Source organism: Haloferax marisrubri (assembly GCF_001469875.2).
In the GTDB taxonomy this organism is placed as follows: domain Archaea; phylum Halobacteriota; class Halobacteria; order Halobacteriales; family Haloferacaceae; genus Haloferax; species Haloferax marisrubri.
In genome coordinates this window covers 378,563-393,941 of record NZ_LOPW02000017.1, presented here as the reverse complement: position 1 = coordinate 393,941, position 15,379 = coordinate 378,563, and the positions used below count along the sequence as shown (strand labels likewise).

13 protein-coding genes and 1 tRNA gene are annotated in these 15,379 nt (G+C 62.1%); 7 read left to right on the top strand and 7 right to left on the bottom strand.

What is annotated here, in order from left to right:
* Positions 1–66: 66 nt before the first annotated feature.
* From AUR65_RS14200 to AUR65_RS14180, 5 genes are all read left to right on the top strand, one after another.
* Positions 67–1,059, top strand: a complete 993-nt coding sequence (locus AUR65_RS14200) for an ABC transporter ATP-binding protein (protein ID WP_058567485.1) — start codon at positions 67–69, stop codon at positions 1,057–1,059.
* Positions 1,056–2,912, top strand: a complete 1,857-nt coding sequence (locus AUR65_RS14195; RefSeq protein ID WP_058567484.1) for an ABC transporter permease family protein — start codon at positions 1,056–1,058, stop codon at positions 2,910–2,912. Before AUR65_RS14200 ends, AUR65_RS14195 begins: the two co-directional genes overlap by 4 nt.
* The gene (locus tag AUR65_RS14190) at positions 2,905–3,963 is read left to right on the top strand and encodes an ABC transporter permease (RefSeq protein ID WP_058567483.1); all 1,059 of its coding nucleotides are present in this window, start codon (positions 2,905–2,907) and stop codon (positions 3,961–3,963) included. Before AUR65_RS14195 ends, AUR65_RS14190 begins: the two co-directional genes overlap by 8 nt.
* A gap of 96 nt (positions 3,964–4,059) precedes the next feature.
* Positions 4,060–4,383: a DUF5798 family protein gene (locus AUR65_RS14185; RefSeq protein WP_058567482.1), complete on the top strand. Its 324-nt coding sequence runs from the start codon at positions 4,060–4,062 to the stop codon at positions 4,381–4,383.
* A 172-nt stretch (positions 4,384–4,555) separates the two neighbouring features.
* On the top strand, positions 4,556–5,536 hold the full coding sequence (locus AUR65_RS14180) for a PLP-dependent cysteine synthase family protein (RefSeq protein WP_058567481.1): 981 nt from the start codon (positions 4,556–4,558) through the stop codon (positions 5,534–5,536).
* A gap of 48 nt (positions 5,537–5,584) precedes the next feature.
* Here AUR65_RS14180 and AUR65_RS14175 read toward each other — a convergent pair whose 3' ends face one another.
* The 3 genes from AUR65_RS14175 to AUR65_RS14165 all read right to left on the bottom strand — a co-directional run bounded on the left by AUR65_RS14175 (position 5,585) and on the right by AUR65_RS14165 (position 7,823).
* Positions 5,585–6,004 carry a CoA-binding protein gene (locus tag AUR65_RS14175; RefSeq protein WP_058567480.1) on the bottom strand — a complete coding sequence of 140 codons (420 nt, stop codon included), beginning with the start codon at positions 6,002–6,004 and terminating at the stop codon, positions 5,585–5,587.
* A gap of 165 nt (positions 6,005–6,169) precedes the next feature.
* Complete coding sequence (locus tag AUR65_RS14170; RefSeq protein WP_058567479.1) at positions 6,170–6,781, bottom strand: RAD55 family ATPase; 612 nt, start codon at positions 6,779–6,781, stop codon at positions 6,170–6,172.
* Positions 6,782–6,968: 187 nt separating this feature from the next.
* Positions 6,969–7,823 carry a geranylgeranylglycerol-phosphate geranylgeranyltransferase gene (locus AUR65_RS14165; protein WP_058567478.1) on the bottom strand — a complete coding sequence of 285 codons (855 nt, stop codon included), beginning with the start codon at positions 7,821–7,823 and terminating at the stop codon, positions 6,969–6,971.
* Positions 7,824–7,917: 94 nt separating this feature from the next.
* Here AUR65_RS14165 and AUR65_RS14160 point away from each other — a divergent pair.
* A tRNA-Arg gene (locus AUR65_RS14160) sits at positions 7,918–7,992 on the top strand.
* Positions 7,993–9,422: 1,430 nt separating this feature from the next.
* Here the strand turns inward: AUR65_RS14160 and AUR65_RS14155 are convergent.
* Positions 9,423–10,076, bottom strand: coding sequence for a recombinase family protein (locus AUR65_RS14155; protein WP_058567477.1), 654 nt, complete (start codon positions 10,074–10,076; stop codon positions 9,423–9,425).
* Positions 10,077–10,222: 146 nt separating this feature from the next.
* Here AUR65_RS14155 and AUR65_RS14150 point away from each other — a divergent pair, with 146 nt between their 5' ends.
* Positions 10,223–11,935 (top strand): DUF262 domain-containing protein, encoded by a 1,713-nt coding sequence (locus AUR65_RS14150; RefSeq protein WP_084816461.1) that lies wholly within the window; start codon positions 10,223–10,225, stop codon positions 11,933–11,935.
* A gap of 47 nt (positions 11,936–11,982) precedes the next feature.
* Here AUR65_RS14150 and AUR65_RS14145 read toward each other — a convergent pair whose 3' ends face one another.
* The 3 genes from AUR65_RS14145 to AUR65_RS14135 all read right to left on the bottom strand — a co-directional run bounded on the left by AUR65_RS14145 (position 11,983) and on the right by AUR65_RS14135 (position 15,327).
* Positions 11,983–13,014 carry a tyrosine-type recombinase/integrase gene (locus AUR65_RS14145; protein ID WP_084816460.1) on the bottom strand — a complete coding sequence of 344 codons (1,032 nt, stop codon included), beginning with the start codon at positions 13,012–13,014 and terminating at the stop codon, positions 11,983–11,985.
* A 427-nt stretch (positions 13,015–13,441) separates the two neighbouring features.
* Positions 13,442–14,392, bottom strand: coding sequence for an NADP-dependent oxidoreductase (locus AUR65_RS14140; RefSeq protein WP_058567475.1), 951 nt, complete (start codon positions 14,390–14,392; stop codon positions 13,442–13,444).
* A 170-nt stretch (positions 14,393–14,562) separates the two neighbouring features.
* Positions 14,563–15,327 carry an SDR family oxidoreductase gene (locus AUR65_RS14135; protein ID WP_058567474.1) on the bottom strand — a complete coding sequence of 255 codons (765 nt, stop codon included), beginning with the start codon at positions 15,325–15,327 and terminating at the stop codon, positions 14,563–14,565.
* Positions 15,328–15,379 lie beyond the last annotated feature (52 nt).

Sequence of the window (15,379 nt, the reverse complement as noted above, 5' to 3'; positions counted from 1 at the left end):
GGGAAGGCTATCAATCCTGAAATCCCGCGCGAACCCTTTTATCCCGTCCCGCGTGAAGGTCTCTCAATGATTACGGTCGAGAACCTCCGGAAGACCTACGGCGACTTCCCCGCCGTCGTGGGAAGCGACTTCTCGGTCGAGTCGGGCGAGGTGTTCGGCATCGTCGGCCCCAACGGCGCGGGGAAGACGACGACGCTGAAGATGCTCGCCGGACTCGTCGAACCGACCGGCGGGTCGGCGTCGGTGCTCGGATACGACCCCGAAGAGCCGGCGATGCGGCGAAAACTCGGCTTTCTCCCCGAGGAGTCGCCGCTGTACGAGGACATGACGGCGCGGTCGTACCTCCGATTCTTCGCCGACCTCTACGACGTGCCCCGCGACGTGGCCGACGAGCGAACCGGCGCGGTGCTCGACCGCCTCGACCTCGAGTACCGCGACCGCCGACTCGGCGACATGTCGAAGGGGATGAAGCGCAAGGTCGCCATCGCCCGGTCGCTCGTCAACGACCCCGACCTGCTCATCTACGACGAACCGGCCAGCGGCCTCGACCCGCTGACGACGAACGTCGTCTTGGAGTTCGTCCGCGAACTCCGCGACGAGGACAAGACCGTCGTCTTCAGCGCGCACAACCTCTTTCACGTCGAGTCCATCTGCGACCGCGTCGTCATCATGAATCGCGGCGAAATCATCGCCCGCGGGACGGTCCCCGAGATTCGCGCGGAACACGGCGAGACCACCTACCGCGTCTTCACGACCGTCCCGCTCGCGGAGACGCTCCCCGCGGACGACGAGGTCGGAGGCGAAGGCGAAGCGCGCCACGTCGCCGTCGTCGACGAGATGGCGGCCGTCGAGTCGCTCCGCGAGCGCGCCGAGGCCGCCGGCGGCCGCGTCGCCGACATCCGAACCGACGAGGCGTCGCTGGAGGACATCTTCCTCCGACTCGCCCGCGAAGCGCCGACGACAAGCGAAGCCGAGGGCGGTCGCGGAGCGGCCGCCGACGAGTCCATCGGCGCTGGCGAGCACGAACAGCGGGTCCCCGGAGGTAACGGGCAGTCGTGACCGACCTCCGAACGCGGCTCGTCGCGCACGCCCGGACCGTCCTCCGAATCGCCCGCTGGGAGGTGTCGCGCTCGGCGGGGACGCTCGACCGCCGAACCGCCGTCATCGGCCTGGTCGCCGTCCTCGTCGCCGGCGGCATCGCGGCCGGGGCGGCGGGCGGCGGCGTCGCGCTCGACCGCGACCTCTACCGCGTCGGCATCGCGGGCGACAGCCCCTACTACGACGCCGTGGACCAGTCATCCACGCTCGACCCGCGGCCCGTCTCCGACCCGAACGTCGAACTCGTCGTCAGCGAGACGCACATCTCGGTCGCCGACACGCAGACCGGCCGGGCCGCCTACAGCGCGTTCCGCGACGCGGTCCAGTCGTACAACGAGAGACAGATGGCCCGCGAGGAGAACCAGTCCGCGGCGTTCCCGGTCGTCGTTGACCTCCAGTACCGCGAGCGCGACGCGCTGGTCCCGGCCGGGAGCCGCGTCGACGGCGGTGCGGGCGGAGGTGGTGGCGGAACCGGAACCGGTAGTGGCGGCGGAGCCGACGCCGGAACCGGTGGCGGAACCGCTGACGACGCGGGCGGAACCTCGGCCGACGGCCCGGACGCGTCCGACGCCGCGGCGGCCGACGACGGCGGCGTCGACGCCCCGTCACTCGGCGGGATGGCGAGCCTCTTCGGCGGCGACACCAGCGGGTCGCCGGCGAGCATCAGTCCGCCGTTCCCGTTCGCCTCGCTCGTCCTCGCCTTCGCCTTCCTCGTGCCGATGAACTTCGTGATTCAGGCCTACGGGTCGAGCGTCCTCAACGAGCGCATCAACCGCCGCGGCGAACTGCTCCTCGTCGCGCCCATCTCGCCGGGCGACATCGTCGCCGGCAAGACGCTGCCGTACCTGCTCGGAACGGTCGCTATCACCGTCGCCATCGCGGCGGCGGTCGGCGGTGGCGTCGTCTCGGTGGCCGCGGTCGTCCCCATCGGCCTCCTGTTTCTCGCCTCGACGTTCGTCGGCGCGATGTTCGCCCGCTCGTTCAAGGAACTCACGTTCGTCACGGTGACGGTGTCGGTGTTCCTGACGACGTACACGTTCGTCCCGGCCATCTTCACGAACGTCACGCCCATCGCGCTCATCTCGCCGTTGACGCTCGTCGTCCGTGACCTCGCGGGCGAGTCGATTCCGCTCGGCGAGTTCCTGTTTTCCGTCGGGCCGATTCTCCTCGCCGCGGGCGTGTTGTTCCTCCTCGGCGTCGGCGTCTACCGCGAGGAGGACATGTTCACCCAGCGGCCGGTCCCGCTGAAGTTCCTCGACGCGCTCGACAGCCGAATCTCGCGGGCGCGCTCCGTGGCGACCCTGTCTGCGCTGTCGATTCCGTTCGTCTTCATCGCCGAACTGCTGGCCATCGCGGTGCTGTTCGTCCTCCCGGTGGACCTGACCGTTCCGATGATTCTCGTCGCGGTCGCGGTCATCGAGGAGTTGGCAAAGAGCCTCCACGTCCTCGCCGCCTTCGAGAAGGCGCGCTTTTCGCGGACGCTCCGGTCGTCGCTCGTCCTCGGCGGACTCTCCGGCCTCGGCTTCTTCGTCGGCGAGAAGTTCACCGCCATCGCCCAACTCGCCGGGTTGCAGTCGCTCACGCTCGGACAGACCGCCTTCGCGCCCTCCGGCGTCGGCATCGCCGACGGCACCGGTGTGAGCGCCCTCGTCGTCCTCGGCCTGTTCCTCGCGCCGCTGGCGCTCCACGCGGTGACCGCCAGCGTGACCGCCTTCGGGGCGAGTCGGGGGCGCTCGGCCTACGGCGTCGCGCTCGTGGGTGCTATCGCGATTCACCTCGTCTACAACCTCCAGGTGGTGAGCGCCCTTGGGTAGCCCGCGACTCGCCATCGCTCGGCGCGAACTCGGGAGCCTCCGCAAGGAGAAGACCATCGTGCTGGCGCTGGCCATCCAGCTGTTCGTCGCGGCGTTCTCGTCGTTCCTCGTCGTCGGCCTCGTCTCGCTGTACGACCCCGGCGCGGCGAGCTATCAGGTCGACGTGGCCGTCACGGGCGACGAGGAGGCCGTCGAGGACCTGCTTCGCGCCGTCGGGACGGAAGACGGGCTCAGCGGGCGACCGTACGCCTCGTCGTCGGCCGCGATGGCGGCGTTCCAAGGGCGGGAGGTCGATGCCGTCTTAGAGGCGTCCACGGGCGAGGACGGCAGGATACGAGTCGCGGCGGTCGCGCCCGACACGGGCGTGGAGACGACGGCGGTGGTGACCCGTCTCCGCGACGCGCTCCGCGAACTGGAGCGCAACGAGCGCGCGGAACGGAGCGCGTTCCTCTCCACGACCCCGCTTTCCCTCCCTCCGGCGGCGGAGTCGAGCCCGTACTTCGGCTTCACCTACACGGTGCTCGTCCCGCTGTTGTTGTTCCTGCCCGTGTTCATCTCGGGGTCGCTGGTGGTCGATTCGCTCACGGAGGAGGTCGCCCGCGGGACGCTCGAACTCCTGCGGGTCGCGCCCGTGAGCTTCGCGGCCGTCGTGGACGGAAAGCTCCTCGCGGCCGGCGGGTTGGCACCGGTACAGGCCATCGCGTGGATGGTCCTCCTCCAACTGAACGGGACGGCCATCGAGAGCGTCCCGTGGCTGTTCGGTATGGTCGCCGGGCTCTCGGCCGTCGTCGTCACCCTCGGCGCGGCGGTGGCGATTACCTCGCCCGACCGCCGGGTCGCACAGCTCCTGTACTCCATCGGCGTGCTCCTCGTCTTCGCGGGCACGTCGCTTCTCCCCCTGAGTCCCGCGAACACGGCCGCGCGGCTGGCGCTCGGGACGGCGGGCATCGGCGCGAAGGCCGCAGTCGCGGGGCTCGTCTTCGTCGGCGTCGTCGCGCTCGTCGGCCTCCGGTTCGTCGTCGACCGGGTGGACCCGAACGAACTCGGCTGAGGCCCGGTCTCTCCGCCCCGCTCGCGATGTTCGCGTCCGGCCTTCTTGCGACACCGCACCGGAAGTCGTACAAGCCCCGAGTCCGAGAGGCGACACATGGCACTCGGAGGCACCGCGAAGAAGCTCCAGAAGGTCGCAGAGATGGCCGAAGACGTGTACAAGAAACTCAACGAACTGCGCGAGCAGGTCGTCGAGGTCCGTGAGACGGTCAACGAGACGAAGTCGCGCGTCGACCGACTCGAAGCCGAGAACGCCGAACAGCGGGCGATTCTCGAAGCCATCGCGGAAGAACAGGGCGTCGACCTCGACGCCGCAATCGCGCAGGCGCACATCTCTGAGGCCGAGGAGGGCTCGGCCGGAGACGAGACCGAGGCGACCGCCGACGCGTCTGACGGCGACGCGACCAACGACGACGCGTAAGCCGACCGACCCCTCCGTCTCTCTCGTTCTCTTTCGACACCGCACTCCCCCCAGACCCTCAACTCGACCCCCAGAGACGCGTCGTTCGAATCGGTCTCACACGAGCCAACTTCCGACGAGGGGTGACAACGGGATGAAAACGTTCAGGGTCAGGGGCAACTTTTGCCCGCGTATGACCACGCACCGCGAACCCTTCGACTCGGTGCTCGACACCGTCGGGGAGACGCCGCTCGTCAGGGTCCACGCGTCGCCCGACGAGGTGCCCGTCTACGCGAAGCTCGAATCGTTCAATCCGGGCGCGAGCGTCAAAGACCGCATCGGGAAGTACATGCTCGAACAGATGCTCGAATCGGGCGAACTCCCCGAGGGCGGTACCATCGTCGAGCCGACCGCCGGCAACACCGGCATCGGGCTGGCCGTCGCGGCCGGACAGCTCGGCATCCGCGCGGTGTTCGTCGTCCCCGAGCGGTTCAGCGTGGAAAAACAGACGCTCATGCGCGCGCTCGGAGCCGACGTGGTGAACACGCCCACCGACGACGGGATGGGCGGCGCTATCGACCGCGCCCACAAGCTCGCCGACGAACTCGACGACGCCGTCGTTCCCCAGCAGTTCTCCAACCCGCTCAACCCCGAGGCGCACTACGAGACGACCGCACCCGAGATTTACGACGCCCTCGACGGCGAGGTCGGCGCGCTCGTCGCCGGCTGTGGCACCGCGGGCACGCTCATGGGGATGGCGCGCTACGGCCGCGAGCACCACGAGGACACGTTCGTCACCGCCGTCGAACCCGAGGGGTCGCTCTACGCCCGACTCCACGGCCGCGACGTGGCCGAGGCGTCGTACAAGACCGAGGGCATCGGCACGCACGACCCCGCGACGAACGAGCTGTTCGACCCCGACTTGGTGGACGAAATCGTCCAAGTCGCCGACCGCGACACCCACGACGAGATGCAGCGCCTCGCCGCGGAAGAAGGCCACCTCGTCGCGTCGAGCGCCGCGGCCAACTCGCTGGCCGCCATCGACGTGGCCGAGCGCGCCGCCGCCGGCGACCTCGACCTCCCGTACGACGCCGTCGTCACCGTCTTCCCCGACTCCTCGGAGCGATACCTCTCGAAGGGCGTCTACGGCGACTTCGAGTCGTGGGAAGGGTGACAAAAGACGGGTCGGACGCGGCCCCCGGCAGAACCTTCGTTCGCGTTCTCAGGCGAGCCGCGAGTGTTCGACTTTGAAGCAGTTGTCCTGGACGAACGAGAGTCCCGCCTCCTCGGCGCGGGCGGCCGCGTCGTCGTCGCGGATGCCGAGTTGGAGCCAGACTGCCTCCACGTCGCCGCGGTCGGCCGCGCGCTCGATTGCGGCGTCGACGATGTCGCCCGCCTCCTCTGACGGTCGGAACACGTCCACGAGGTCGATGTCCTCGTCCACGTCGGCGAGCGAGTCGTACGCCGTCTCGCCGAGGATTTCGTCGTGGAAGGGGTTGACCGGAACGACGCGGTAGCCGTGGCGCTGCATGTACGCCGGGACGTCGTGGGCGGGCTTGCCGGGCGTGGCCGAACAGCCGACGACCGCGATGGTCTCGGCGTCGAACAGCGCGCGGATGTCGTCGTCGCTGGTGATGGGCATACGTACACCGTGGCCGTCTGCGGATAAAAACGTCAGGCGGGTGTGCGGCGCGGCCGCCGTCCCAGTCCGGAAGTCGGGACTACCGTCTCCGCGGTCGTGTCATCGTCTCGGTCCACGTCACCGGGGTTCTCTCTCGCCGTCGTCGTCGGAGCGAGTCGCGCCGGCCTAGTGGTCCGCGATGCGGATGTCCGGCGGCGCGTCCTCGTGGGTCGTGATGATGCCGTCGAAGAGCTGTTTGATGGTGTTCATCGTCCGGTCGTCGTGGGCGTCGGCGTCGATGGTGAACAGACCGAGGCCGCCCACGCTCTGGATGCGGCCGGTGAACACGTGGAGAAATCGGAAGACGGTCTGGAGGTCGGCGTACATCAGGAGCGTCGACAGCGAGTGGAGCATGATGCGGTTCTCCGCGAGTCCGCGGTCCTGGTAGTACTCCTGGAGAATCTCCGAGAGCTTGATTCCGATACCGGTCATGTCGACCGGCGACGACGTGTATCGGATTCGCTCGTCGTCGCGGACCTCGCCGACGCCCTGCTGTTTCGTGACGCAGTCGACGACTGCGACGGGTTTGCCCTCGTAGTCGAGTCGCTTTCCGAAGTCGTTGAGGATGCGGTCCGCGCCGTCTTTGGTCGTGACGATGACGGAGCCTTCGCCGCTTCGGGTCCCCTCCGCGAGGATGTCGAGCGCCAGCGAGCGCTTGCCGGTCAAGGGCGGTCCCACGAGAAGGAGGTTCGTGCCCGGTTCGACCTCGACGTCGAGGTCTGCGCCTAGCTTATACATGCGAGTACCTCGGTTCGATGGCGTCGACTCCGAGGAACGCAGTCGCGTGACGCTTCCGCTCGCCGGGGGTCATCGGATAGTACGACCATGCGGTGAGCCGGTAATATTCTTTTTGATTGGAGAATCGAACACTCCCTGTTCGTCGGCGCGTTCCCCCGAAACTGACCGATTGTTCGTTCGCGTCCATTTATAACAGTCCTCCCGTCGGTGCCGTCGCCCGTCCGACGATGAAGGCGAACGCCGCTAAAAACATCCCGTATTTGAGTCGGCGCTGGGCGGCGGCCGGGTCCGCGAACGACCGAACCGCGGCCGCGAGCATGACGGCGTCGGCCGGGAGGACGACCCCGAGATACGCCAGTCCGAACCCGCCCCAGACGAACGGCACCGCGCTCGCGCCGACGGCGACGACGAGGACCGCGGCCCCGAGCCACAGCGACGCCTCCTCGCCGACGACGATGGGGAGCGTCCGAAGCCCCTCCTCTCTGTCGCCGCCGATGTCTTCTACGTCTTTGACGATTTCGCGGGTCAGCGTCGCCAGCCCGGCGAGCGCGCAGAGGACGACCGCGCCGAGCGGCTCGCCGATGGCCGCGCCGCCGAAGAGGAACGTCGAACCGGTGAGCGCGGCGACGACGACGTTGCCGACGCCGGGGAGTCCCTTGAAGAACTCCGTGTACGCGAGGAGCGCGACGAGGTTGACCACGGCGATGGCGATGGCGACGACCGGAAGGACGAGCGCCGAGGCGACCGCCCCGCCGAACAGCGCGACGCTGAACCACTTGGTCTCTGCCGCGGTTACCGCGCCGCGCGGGATGGGCCGGTCCGGTCGGTTGATGCGGTCGATGTCGCGGTCGAAGTAGTCGTTGATGGCGTTGCCCGCGCCCGTGGCGAACACGGTGGCGAGCATCGCCGCGACGACGACGAGCGCGTCGCCCGGAGTCGCCCCGGCGACGAACGCCCCGGTGAAGGTGAGAACGCCCGCGGCGACGGCGTTTCCCGGTCGGGTGAGTTCGACGAACCCGCGCGCTCGCGTGCCGAGAGACATACCCCGTACTGTTCGGAGGTCGGGTATAAATCGCGCGGAGTCGCCGCCTCGAATCAATCCATTTAAAACAGTCCACAACAGACGAAGTCATGTAGGGCGCTTAGCTCAGTCTGGACAGAGTGCTTGGCTTCGGACCAAGTTGCCGTGGGTTCAAATCCTGCAGCGCCCATCCCGATACTTCTCGATTGGAATTGACCGTACAGGAGAGCAATTGGTCCGAAGCAAACCCCCCTGTCCAGACTGATTTGAACACGTTACGTGACGCGAGTCGCCGTCGTCGTGGCTTCCGCTAGATCCGAACACGGTACTCTACAAGTAGTTATCTCAAGATAAACAGAACCAAAACCACAGATGGTTCGCTACATCTGTGTATTATCGGATTATCTCTGCGTCACGCCCACTCGATAAGGCGGGCTTCCGTCCGAGGGTGTTTGCCCCCACTCCGCTATCGCTCCGTGGGTCCCGCCTCTCCCTCTGGGTCCGGCTCCCGCCGTCCACTCCCGCCGTCTCGGGAGAGTTGAGAGTGTCTGAGTGAATACGTGACTAACACAACTGCGAGTACAATCAGAACATAGTCCCACCGAATGTGATGCTCAAAGCTGTGGGTCCGAACGGCTCGTTCAGCCACGTTCTCTTGGAGTGGGATCATACAACGCCCACCTCGTTTCTCGGCATCGTCTGAACGTAGACCGAGATCAGAAGGATAGCTATCGAGATAACCCCGAGTCTGAACCCCGGTGACGTGAGTCCAGAATGAGGTGACGCCAGCTCACTTGGTGCCTTCTCAAAGGGCATGGCTATACCACCACCTCAAGCAGTCCCTCACAATGTGGACACCGAAGGTCCCCAGACCGCCCATCTCGGTAGTGTTCGAGAATTCGTCTAATGAGTTCAGAATTAGATACCCCAAGTTGTTCCGACTCACGGTTCAGGAACTCACACATAGCATCATCCGTCTTCGTTCCAACCGATATGGAGCCAAAGCATTGAGACATAGTAGATAAACAAATGTGATTGTTCTATATACAAGTTTGGTTGTATACGGTACGTACTCGACCGTTAGCGACTGTAGCGATGAAACCCTTATTTACTCTGAGAAACGACCGACGGTGAAGAGCGGGATATGGAAAGTACCGGGAAGTAGTCTCCCGTGACCATAACCCTGTCACCCTGAACCCCAGCCACCGTTGCTGTCTAAAGGGATAGGGGGCTCAAGCAAGCTAGCCTAGGCGTGGGTCTCGCTCTCGAAGAGACTGAGTAGTCTCGGAGAGAGTGACTGAGGACACCCGCAAGGAATCCCGAGTATAACGCGGGACGAGAGGACCGACCAACCGGTAAGCGTTTCCGGTCTACCGTACGACCGAGGACAACCGCAAGAAGTACGGTAGAATAGTCTGGTCAATGGAATCCAATTCGAATGAAAGAGAGCAGATATCGAACCGAAAACGGTGAAATCGTAATCGCCTTCGCGAGCGGTACGTATCCGGGTGAACAAGAACGTCGGTTCTGGTTTCGGGGCGAGGTCGGTAACGATGCATTCACCGTACAGGTTAAAGACTTGAAAAGGTTGGTAGCGACGGGCGAGTGGACCGTTCTTGATTAGAGTCCATACAAACTATCCCGATCTAACGCTCGCGAGATAGTCCGACGAGACGTGTCCAGTTCCTTTGCTGCACTCCGTTTCGAGAGTTCGCCTTTCTGAACCATGTCGAGAACAGCAACCACACGGTCGTATTGCGGGCCCTCTATGAGCATCCCATCGTCTTTCTCGAATCCGAGCGGGGCGGGGCCGTGGTGGTACTCAGGGTTTGCCTGACGTGCCGCTATGCCCTCTCTCGTGTTCATCTGCTTTACTCGTGCTTCCCACTCTGCGAACGCTCCGAGCATCTGCATCTGCAGTCGGTACATCGGTTGTTCGTTTCCGTCCCCAAACGAGAGACCGTCTCTGACGAAGTGTATCGTCGCACCCAACCCCATGACGCGAGAGACGGTGCGGTCTAAATCTTGGAGCGACCGAGCGAGACGGCTAATCTCATGAACAACTACCGTTTCCACATCTCCCGCCTCCACGTCGTCCATGAGGCGCTTGTAGCCGTCTCGAGAAGTGTTCGTACCCGTTGCTTTGTCTCGATACACACGAAGCTCTGAGAGGTTCACACCAAGTTCATGCTGAGCGTAGGACGTAGTGGACCCAATTTGGCGGTCAAGGTTTTGATCCGGAGTAGAAACACGGCAATAGCAACCGACCTTCATGCCCACCTCTTAGTGCTTAAAAAGCCTAGCCTTTACGCCCAGACTGTGCGAGAAGGACCGTAACTGCATCCGATCCAGACGGGAAGTCCATACCTGATTTCAACCCATCTACAAGTTTTTAAGACCCTATTCCATTGTCAAACGGTATGGGAAATAGCGATATGGATCTTGAAGCCGAGGAATTGAGGCTTATTGATCTACTGGGTGAACGAACCCGTATCTTCCGTGTTCCGATCTTCCAAAGGGAGTATAAGTGGAAACAGAAGCAACGTTCCGAATTATGGGATGATATTGAAACGATAGGTACTGAGGCAAAGCCTTCTCACTTTGTCGGACAGGTTATTCTTGTAGAAGATGAGAGGAAGTCCGACGAAGACGTAGACACATACAAGATCGTAGATGGCCAACAGCGACTGACTACATTTTCTATATTAGTCTGCGCAATTCGAGATGCTGCAGATCTCCACGATAACAAAAACGTAGAGAGCATACTCACGACACATGATAAGAACGGAGACGAAATACGAACTCTCCACCTCCTTGATGGAGACGAAGAAGCATACCAACATCTCTACGATGGAAGCCCAGAGCTGATTGAAGAGGATCACCGAATCCGTGAAGCGTACGATTTCTTCAAGCAGAAGCTATCTGATCTGGATACCGATGAACAAATAGACCTTCTCAAGAACGTCGTCAACAATGTTGATTTAGTTCGGACTTCGTGTGGTAGTATGACTGCGGCGTACCAAGTGTTTCAAACACAAAACGACCGTGGGCTTGCGTTATCTCCGCTTAATCTCGCTAAAACAAAACTCCTAGAAGAGGCGAGTCTGGTTGGACTGAACGAGGAGTCCGTTAGACGCCGTTGGGAAAACATTTCCACCCGGTTAGAAGAAAACGACCAGGTGAGCAGCGCAGCCCCCCGAAGAGCGTTTACGCACTACTTGATTGTCGACGAAGAATACGACGTTCGGAGTAGAGTGACCACCAAAGACTTCTACCGGACATTCGCGGCTGCTTTGGACAAGCATGAGGGGGCTACAGAGATCCGTCGATTCATCTCAAAGCTTGAGGACTACACAGACAGGTACATAGATATCCACGAAGGAACCGTTCGTAAATATCAGCGTAACAAGAGGAGTTTGATTAACGACCAAATGAGGTTCTTCCAGAGCAAGAATTCTCATGCTCCGGTTGTCCTCTTGTATCTTGTCGAGAACATTGATACAGCGGACGAGATGGAGAATTTACTGCGATTAGCGAACAAGCTGAATGTCCGTCTGAACTTGCAGGATGCTGCGCCAGCTTACCATCGAGACAGCATGTACCAACTTGTAACTAAGCTCATCGATAGTAAGCAGTCCAAGTGGGAGGATGAAGCAGAAGAGCTAATAAAAGAACGTACCGTCAGCGACAAGCAGTTAAAAGAGATATTGAAAGGCCGAGAGCTTCCGAACAGCCGCTTCACCCGTTTCCTGCTCCGTGCTCTGGAGGAAGATTACTATAACGCTGGCTCTCGTGAGACCAGAATTGACCTTGACCAAGTCGATCTTGAGCATATCGCACCGCTTAGCTCTCTTTCATCGGAGAGATATAGCACATGGGCAGCGGTCTTCAATCATAATGAAGAACGCTTTGATCACTACAAATCCAGACTTGGAAACCTTACGCTACTTGCAGACCGGCAGAATTCGAGAGTAAGGAATGGCTCGTATGCTGAGAAGTGCGCTGAGTACGAGCAGTCAGATATTACCATGACTCAGAGAATTCCAGACAATTATCCTTCCTGGGGCTTTGAGACGATAGAAGACCGTACCCGGACGATTGCTCAAGATATCGTGAATTTGTGGGGTGTGTAAGACCTAGTTCAAAAATAGGCTGGAGGTTGTTGTGGGTACCGTCCTATTCAGATATTGTTTAGGTAGCCTCTCCGTTGTTCTACCTTCTGTTCCTCGGTTCTCTGATCGTAGTGCTTTGAGAGAACTTGCTGACCAACGTTCATACGGTCGCTAACAACTTTCTCAGGAACATCACGAGAGAGGAAGTGCGTGATACTCCCTCGCCTCACGTCGTGCGGAGAGACCGATGAAGGGCATTTACTCGCTGCCTTGCGCCGGGTGTTCATCGCTTCACACGATTCAATCTCCCGTCCGTGTGGACACTCTCCCGTGTATTCGCACGGTCTCGTGAGGCGGTAGACGGTTTCCCGTATCGTCGTGCGTGACGCTCTCCCTTGGGCCGTCGTGAATAGCGGATCACGCCCGTACTCGTCCGTTACATCCCTTCGGCGGTGTTCTACCCAATCCGAGAGGACCTCACACGTATCCGGGCGGAGTGCAATCAGTCTCTCTCCGTCTCTCCCGTTCTTCAGGGGAGTATCGTGTTCTGGTCGGTGCTGAAGTTTCAACCGCATCCGAGGTGCGTCATAGTCCTGTATGTCAAGCCCCCGTGCGGCTCCGAGACGCATTCCGGTTCGCCATAGGAGGATCAGTAGCGTGTGATTGAAGGAAGCGTACTCGAAGCGTTCCAAGCGGTTCAATATCTCTGTAGCCGCCTCGCTCGTGAGTATCGTTTCTCGTTGGTTTTCTCCATCGGAGAGCGAGGGCGAGACAACTGACTCACTCAGGTTCGGTCGAACCGCGTCAATTCGCTCGCAGAATCGGATGAACACACGGACCGTATCCATCTGGGTCTTGACGGTCACGTTCGACAAGTCACCGTCTTCTCGCCTCCAGAGACGGTAGTGGTGGAGTTTCCGCCCGGTGAGGTTGTTTAGGTTGTCTATCTCTTCCACCGCCTCACACCACCGGATAAGGTGGTTCAGGCGGTATCTGTGTGCCTTTAGGGTCGCTTCTGAAACTTCCGGTTCTCGCTCCTGAAGATACATCTCGACCGCGGTGGGCGGGTCGATTGGTTCCAAGGTGTGGTGTTCTGGCATTGGTCTTTCCTTGGAAACCAGACGCCAGCGGTACGCTTTTGGAGGCGGTTATCTCCCGTCTGTATGTTTATTTCACGCAGTTGCCGTGGGTTCAAATCCTGCAGCGCCCATGATTCTTCCGCGAACAACGTGAGTGGAGAATCATCCCTTCGCGAAGGATTTGAACTATCGAGCGACTCCGCCGCGAGTGAAGTTCAACATGCTGCAGCGCCCGTGATTCTGCGAGGCATTTCGTGACGAGTTACGTCTGGACGCGACGAATTCGAATCGGGAATCGAACGCAACGGTAACGCTCTTCGAAGCTCCTCGCACGCATCATCCACGCGGGGAGCGTCGTGTACTCGCCGACGGCAACGCATCGCACTACGACCGAGAGAGGCGACGGTCGGGCGTCCGAGCCGACGCCGGTCACGGGGACACGCGTCAGTTAGTTCGACGCGGGCTCGTCGTCGCCGGGTTTGAGGATAATCTTTCCGCGGGCGTGTTTCTCCTCGCTCAGCCGGTGGGCCTCCCGCGCTTCGGAGAGCGGCAACACCGTGTCGAGCGTCACCGAGACGGTGCCGTCTGCGAGTAGCTTGGTGATGTCTTCGAACCACTCACCGTTCCAGCGGACGTTCGTCATGATTGCTTCGACGCCCTGGTCGTCCGCCAGTTCCTGCTGCTCGTCGGTCGGCGGACTCGGAAGCTTGTCGATGATACCGCCTTCTTTCAGGATTTCGAGGGACCGGTCGAAGGTCTCTCCACCGACGCCGTCGATCACTCCGTCGACCGGGTCGAGCACCTCTTCGAAGCGCTGTTCGCGGTAGTTGACGAACTCGTCGACGCCGAGCTCTCGGAGGTACTCTTCGTTCGACCCCGAGGCGGTGCCGATGACGTGGAGGTCTCGCTCCCGTGCGAACTGGACGGCGAAGTGACCCACACCGCCGGCCGCGGCGTGGATGAGAACGCGTTCGCCAGCGTCCACGTCGACCGCCTCCAGCGCCTGCCACGCGGTCAGCGCTGCCATTGGGACGCCGGCCGCTTCCTCGAAGTTGAGCGACGCCGGTTTCCGCACGAGCTCGTCTTCCGGCGCTGTGACGGCCTCTGCGTACGTACCGCCACCGTACTCGAACTCGACGAGACCGTACACCTCGTCGCCGACCTCCAGGTCGCTCACGTCGGAACCGACGGCGTCGACGACGCCGGCGGCGTCCCAGCCGACCGTCCACGGGAGTTCGTCTCGCTCGACGAGGCCTTTCCGCGTCATCCAGTCGACCGGGTTCACGCCGGCGGCGCGTACCCGCACGCGCACTTCGTCGGCGGCCGGTTCCGGCTCGTCTACGTCTTCGTACCGGAGGACATCCGGGCTACCGTACTCGTGAATGCGTACTGCTTTCATGCTGAGTCGTATCTAAATAGAGGCGTAGAGTCTCCCTGAACTCGGCGCTATCTGCAAAGTGCGTTTAAATCGACCGCACGCCGAGCAACGAGAGCAGGGTCGGAGTCCGCCGCTGAAGCGACGGGTCGGTCACGAAAGCGTCGTAAGCGTCGCCGACCGCCAACACCGACTCAGGGCTGGACCTGGTCGAGGGGGCGGATGAGGACTTCGTTGATGTCGACGCGCTGTGGTTGCGTGACGACGAACGTAATCGTTCGGGCGATGTCCTCGGGGGCGAGTGCGTCCATCGTGCCGACGTAGTCCTTGACGTTCTGCTGGACCTCGTCGTCGGGGATGTGTTCGAGCAGTTCGGTGTCGACCGCGCCCGGTTCGATAGTGGCGACGCGGATGCCGGCCTCGGCGACGTCGAGGCGGAGCGAGTCGCCGAACATCTTGACGCCGGCTTTCGCCGCGTTGTAGTGGGAACTGTTCGCCTGGAGGAACCGTCCGACGACCGACGAGAGGTTGACGATGTGGCCGCTCTCCTGTTCCATCATCGTCGGGACGACGGCGTGCGTGAGCTTGATGAGGCCGGTGAGGTTTACGTCGATGGTGGTCTGGAGCGTTTCGCGGTCGGCCTCAGCGATGTGCGCGAGCGGCATGAGACCGGCGTTGTTGACGAGGATGTCGATGCGGCCGTACTCGTCGAGCGTCGCCTCGACGAGGTTGTCGATGTCGTCGTCGTTCGTGACGTCCGTCGGAACGACGAGCGCGTCGCCGTCGGTGTCTTCGATGGTTGCGGCGAGTTCTTCGAGTTCGCCCTCGCGGCGAGCGGCGAGAACGACGCTCGCACCGCGCGATGCGAGCGACTCGGCAGTCGCGCTGCCGATTCCCGAAGAAGCTCCGGTGACGATTGCGACCTGCCCGTCTAATTCTGAACCGAATTCTGTCGTCATCGAATAGAGAGTGGGTCGCCGTCGGCTTCGTAGTTATGCTATCATGAAAGTG

Bases quoted from the DNA above. Each gene is read 5' to 3' on its own strand.
- AUR65_RS14200 (WP_058567485.1), top strand. From the start codon at position 67: ATGATTACGGTCGAGAACCTCCGGAAGACCTACGGCGACTTCCCCGCC.
- AUR65_RS14185 (WP_058567482.1), top strand. From the start codon at position 4,060: ATGGCACTCGGAGGCACCGCGAAGAAGCTCCAGAAGGTCGCAGAGATG.
- AUR65_RS14180 (WP_058567481.1), top strand. From the start codon at position 4,556: ATGACCACGCACCGCGAACCCTTCGACTCGGTGCTCGACACCGTCGGG.
- AUR65_RS14175 (WP_058567480.1), bottom strand. From the start codon at position 6,004: ATGCCCATCACCAGCGACGACGACATCCGCGCGCTGTTCGACGCCGAG.
- AUR65_RS14170 (WP_058567479.1), bottom strand. From the start codon at position 6,781: ATGTATAAGCTAGGCGCAGACCTCGACGTCGAGGTCGAACCGGGCACG.
- AUR65_RS14165 (WP_058567478.1), bottom strand. From the start codon at position 7,823: ATGTCTCTCGGCACGCGAGCGCGCGGGTTCGTCGAACTCACCCGACCG.
- AUR65_RS14155 (WP_058567477.1), bottom strand. From the start codon at position 10,076: ATGAAGGTCGGTTGCTATTGCCGTGTTTCTACTCCGGATCAAAACCTT.
- AUR65_RS14150 (WP_084816461.1), top strand. From the start codon at position 10,223: ATGGGAAATAGCGATATGGATCTTGAAGCCGAGGAATTGAGGCTTATT.
- AUR65_RS14145 (WP_084816460.1), bottom strand. From the start codon at position 13,014: ATGCCAGAACACCACACCTTGGAACCAATCGACCCGCCCACCGCGGTC.
- AUR65_RS14140 (WP_058567475.1), bottom strand. From the start codon at position 14,392: ATGAAAGCAGTACGCATTCACGAGTACGGTAGCCCGGATGTCCTCCGG.
- AUR65_RS14135 (WP_058567474.1), bottom strand. From the start codon at position 15,327: ATGACGACAGAATTCGGTTCAGAATTAGACGGGCAGGTCGCAATCGTC.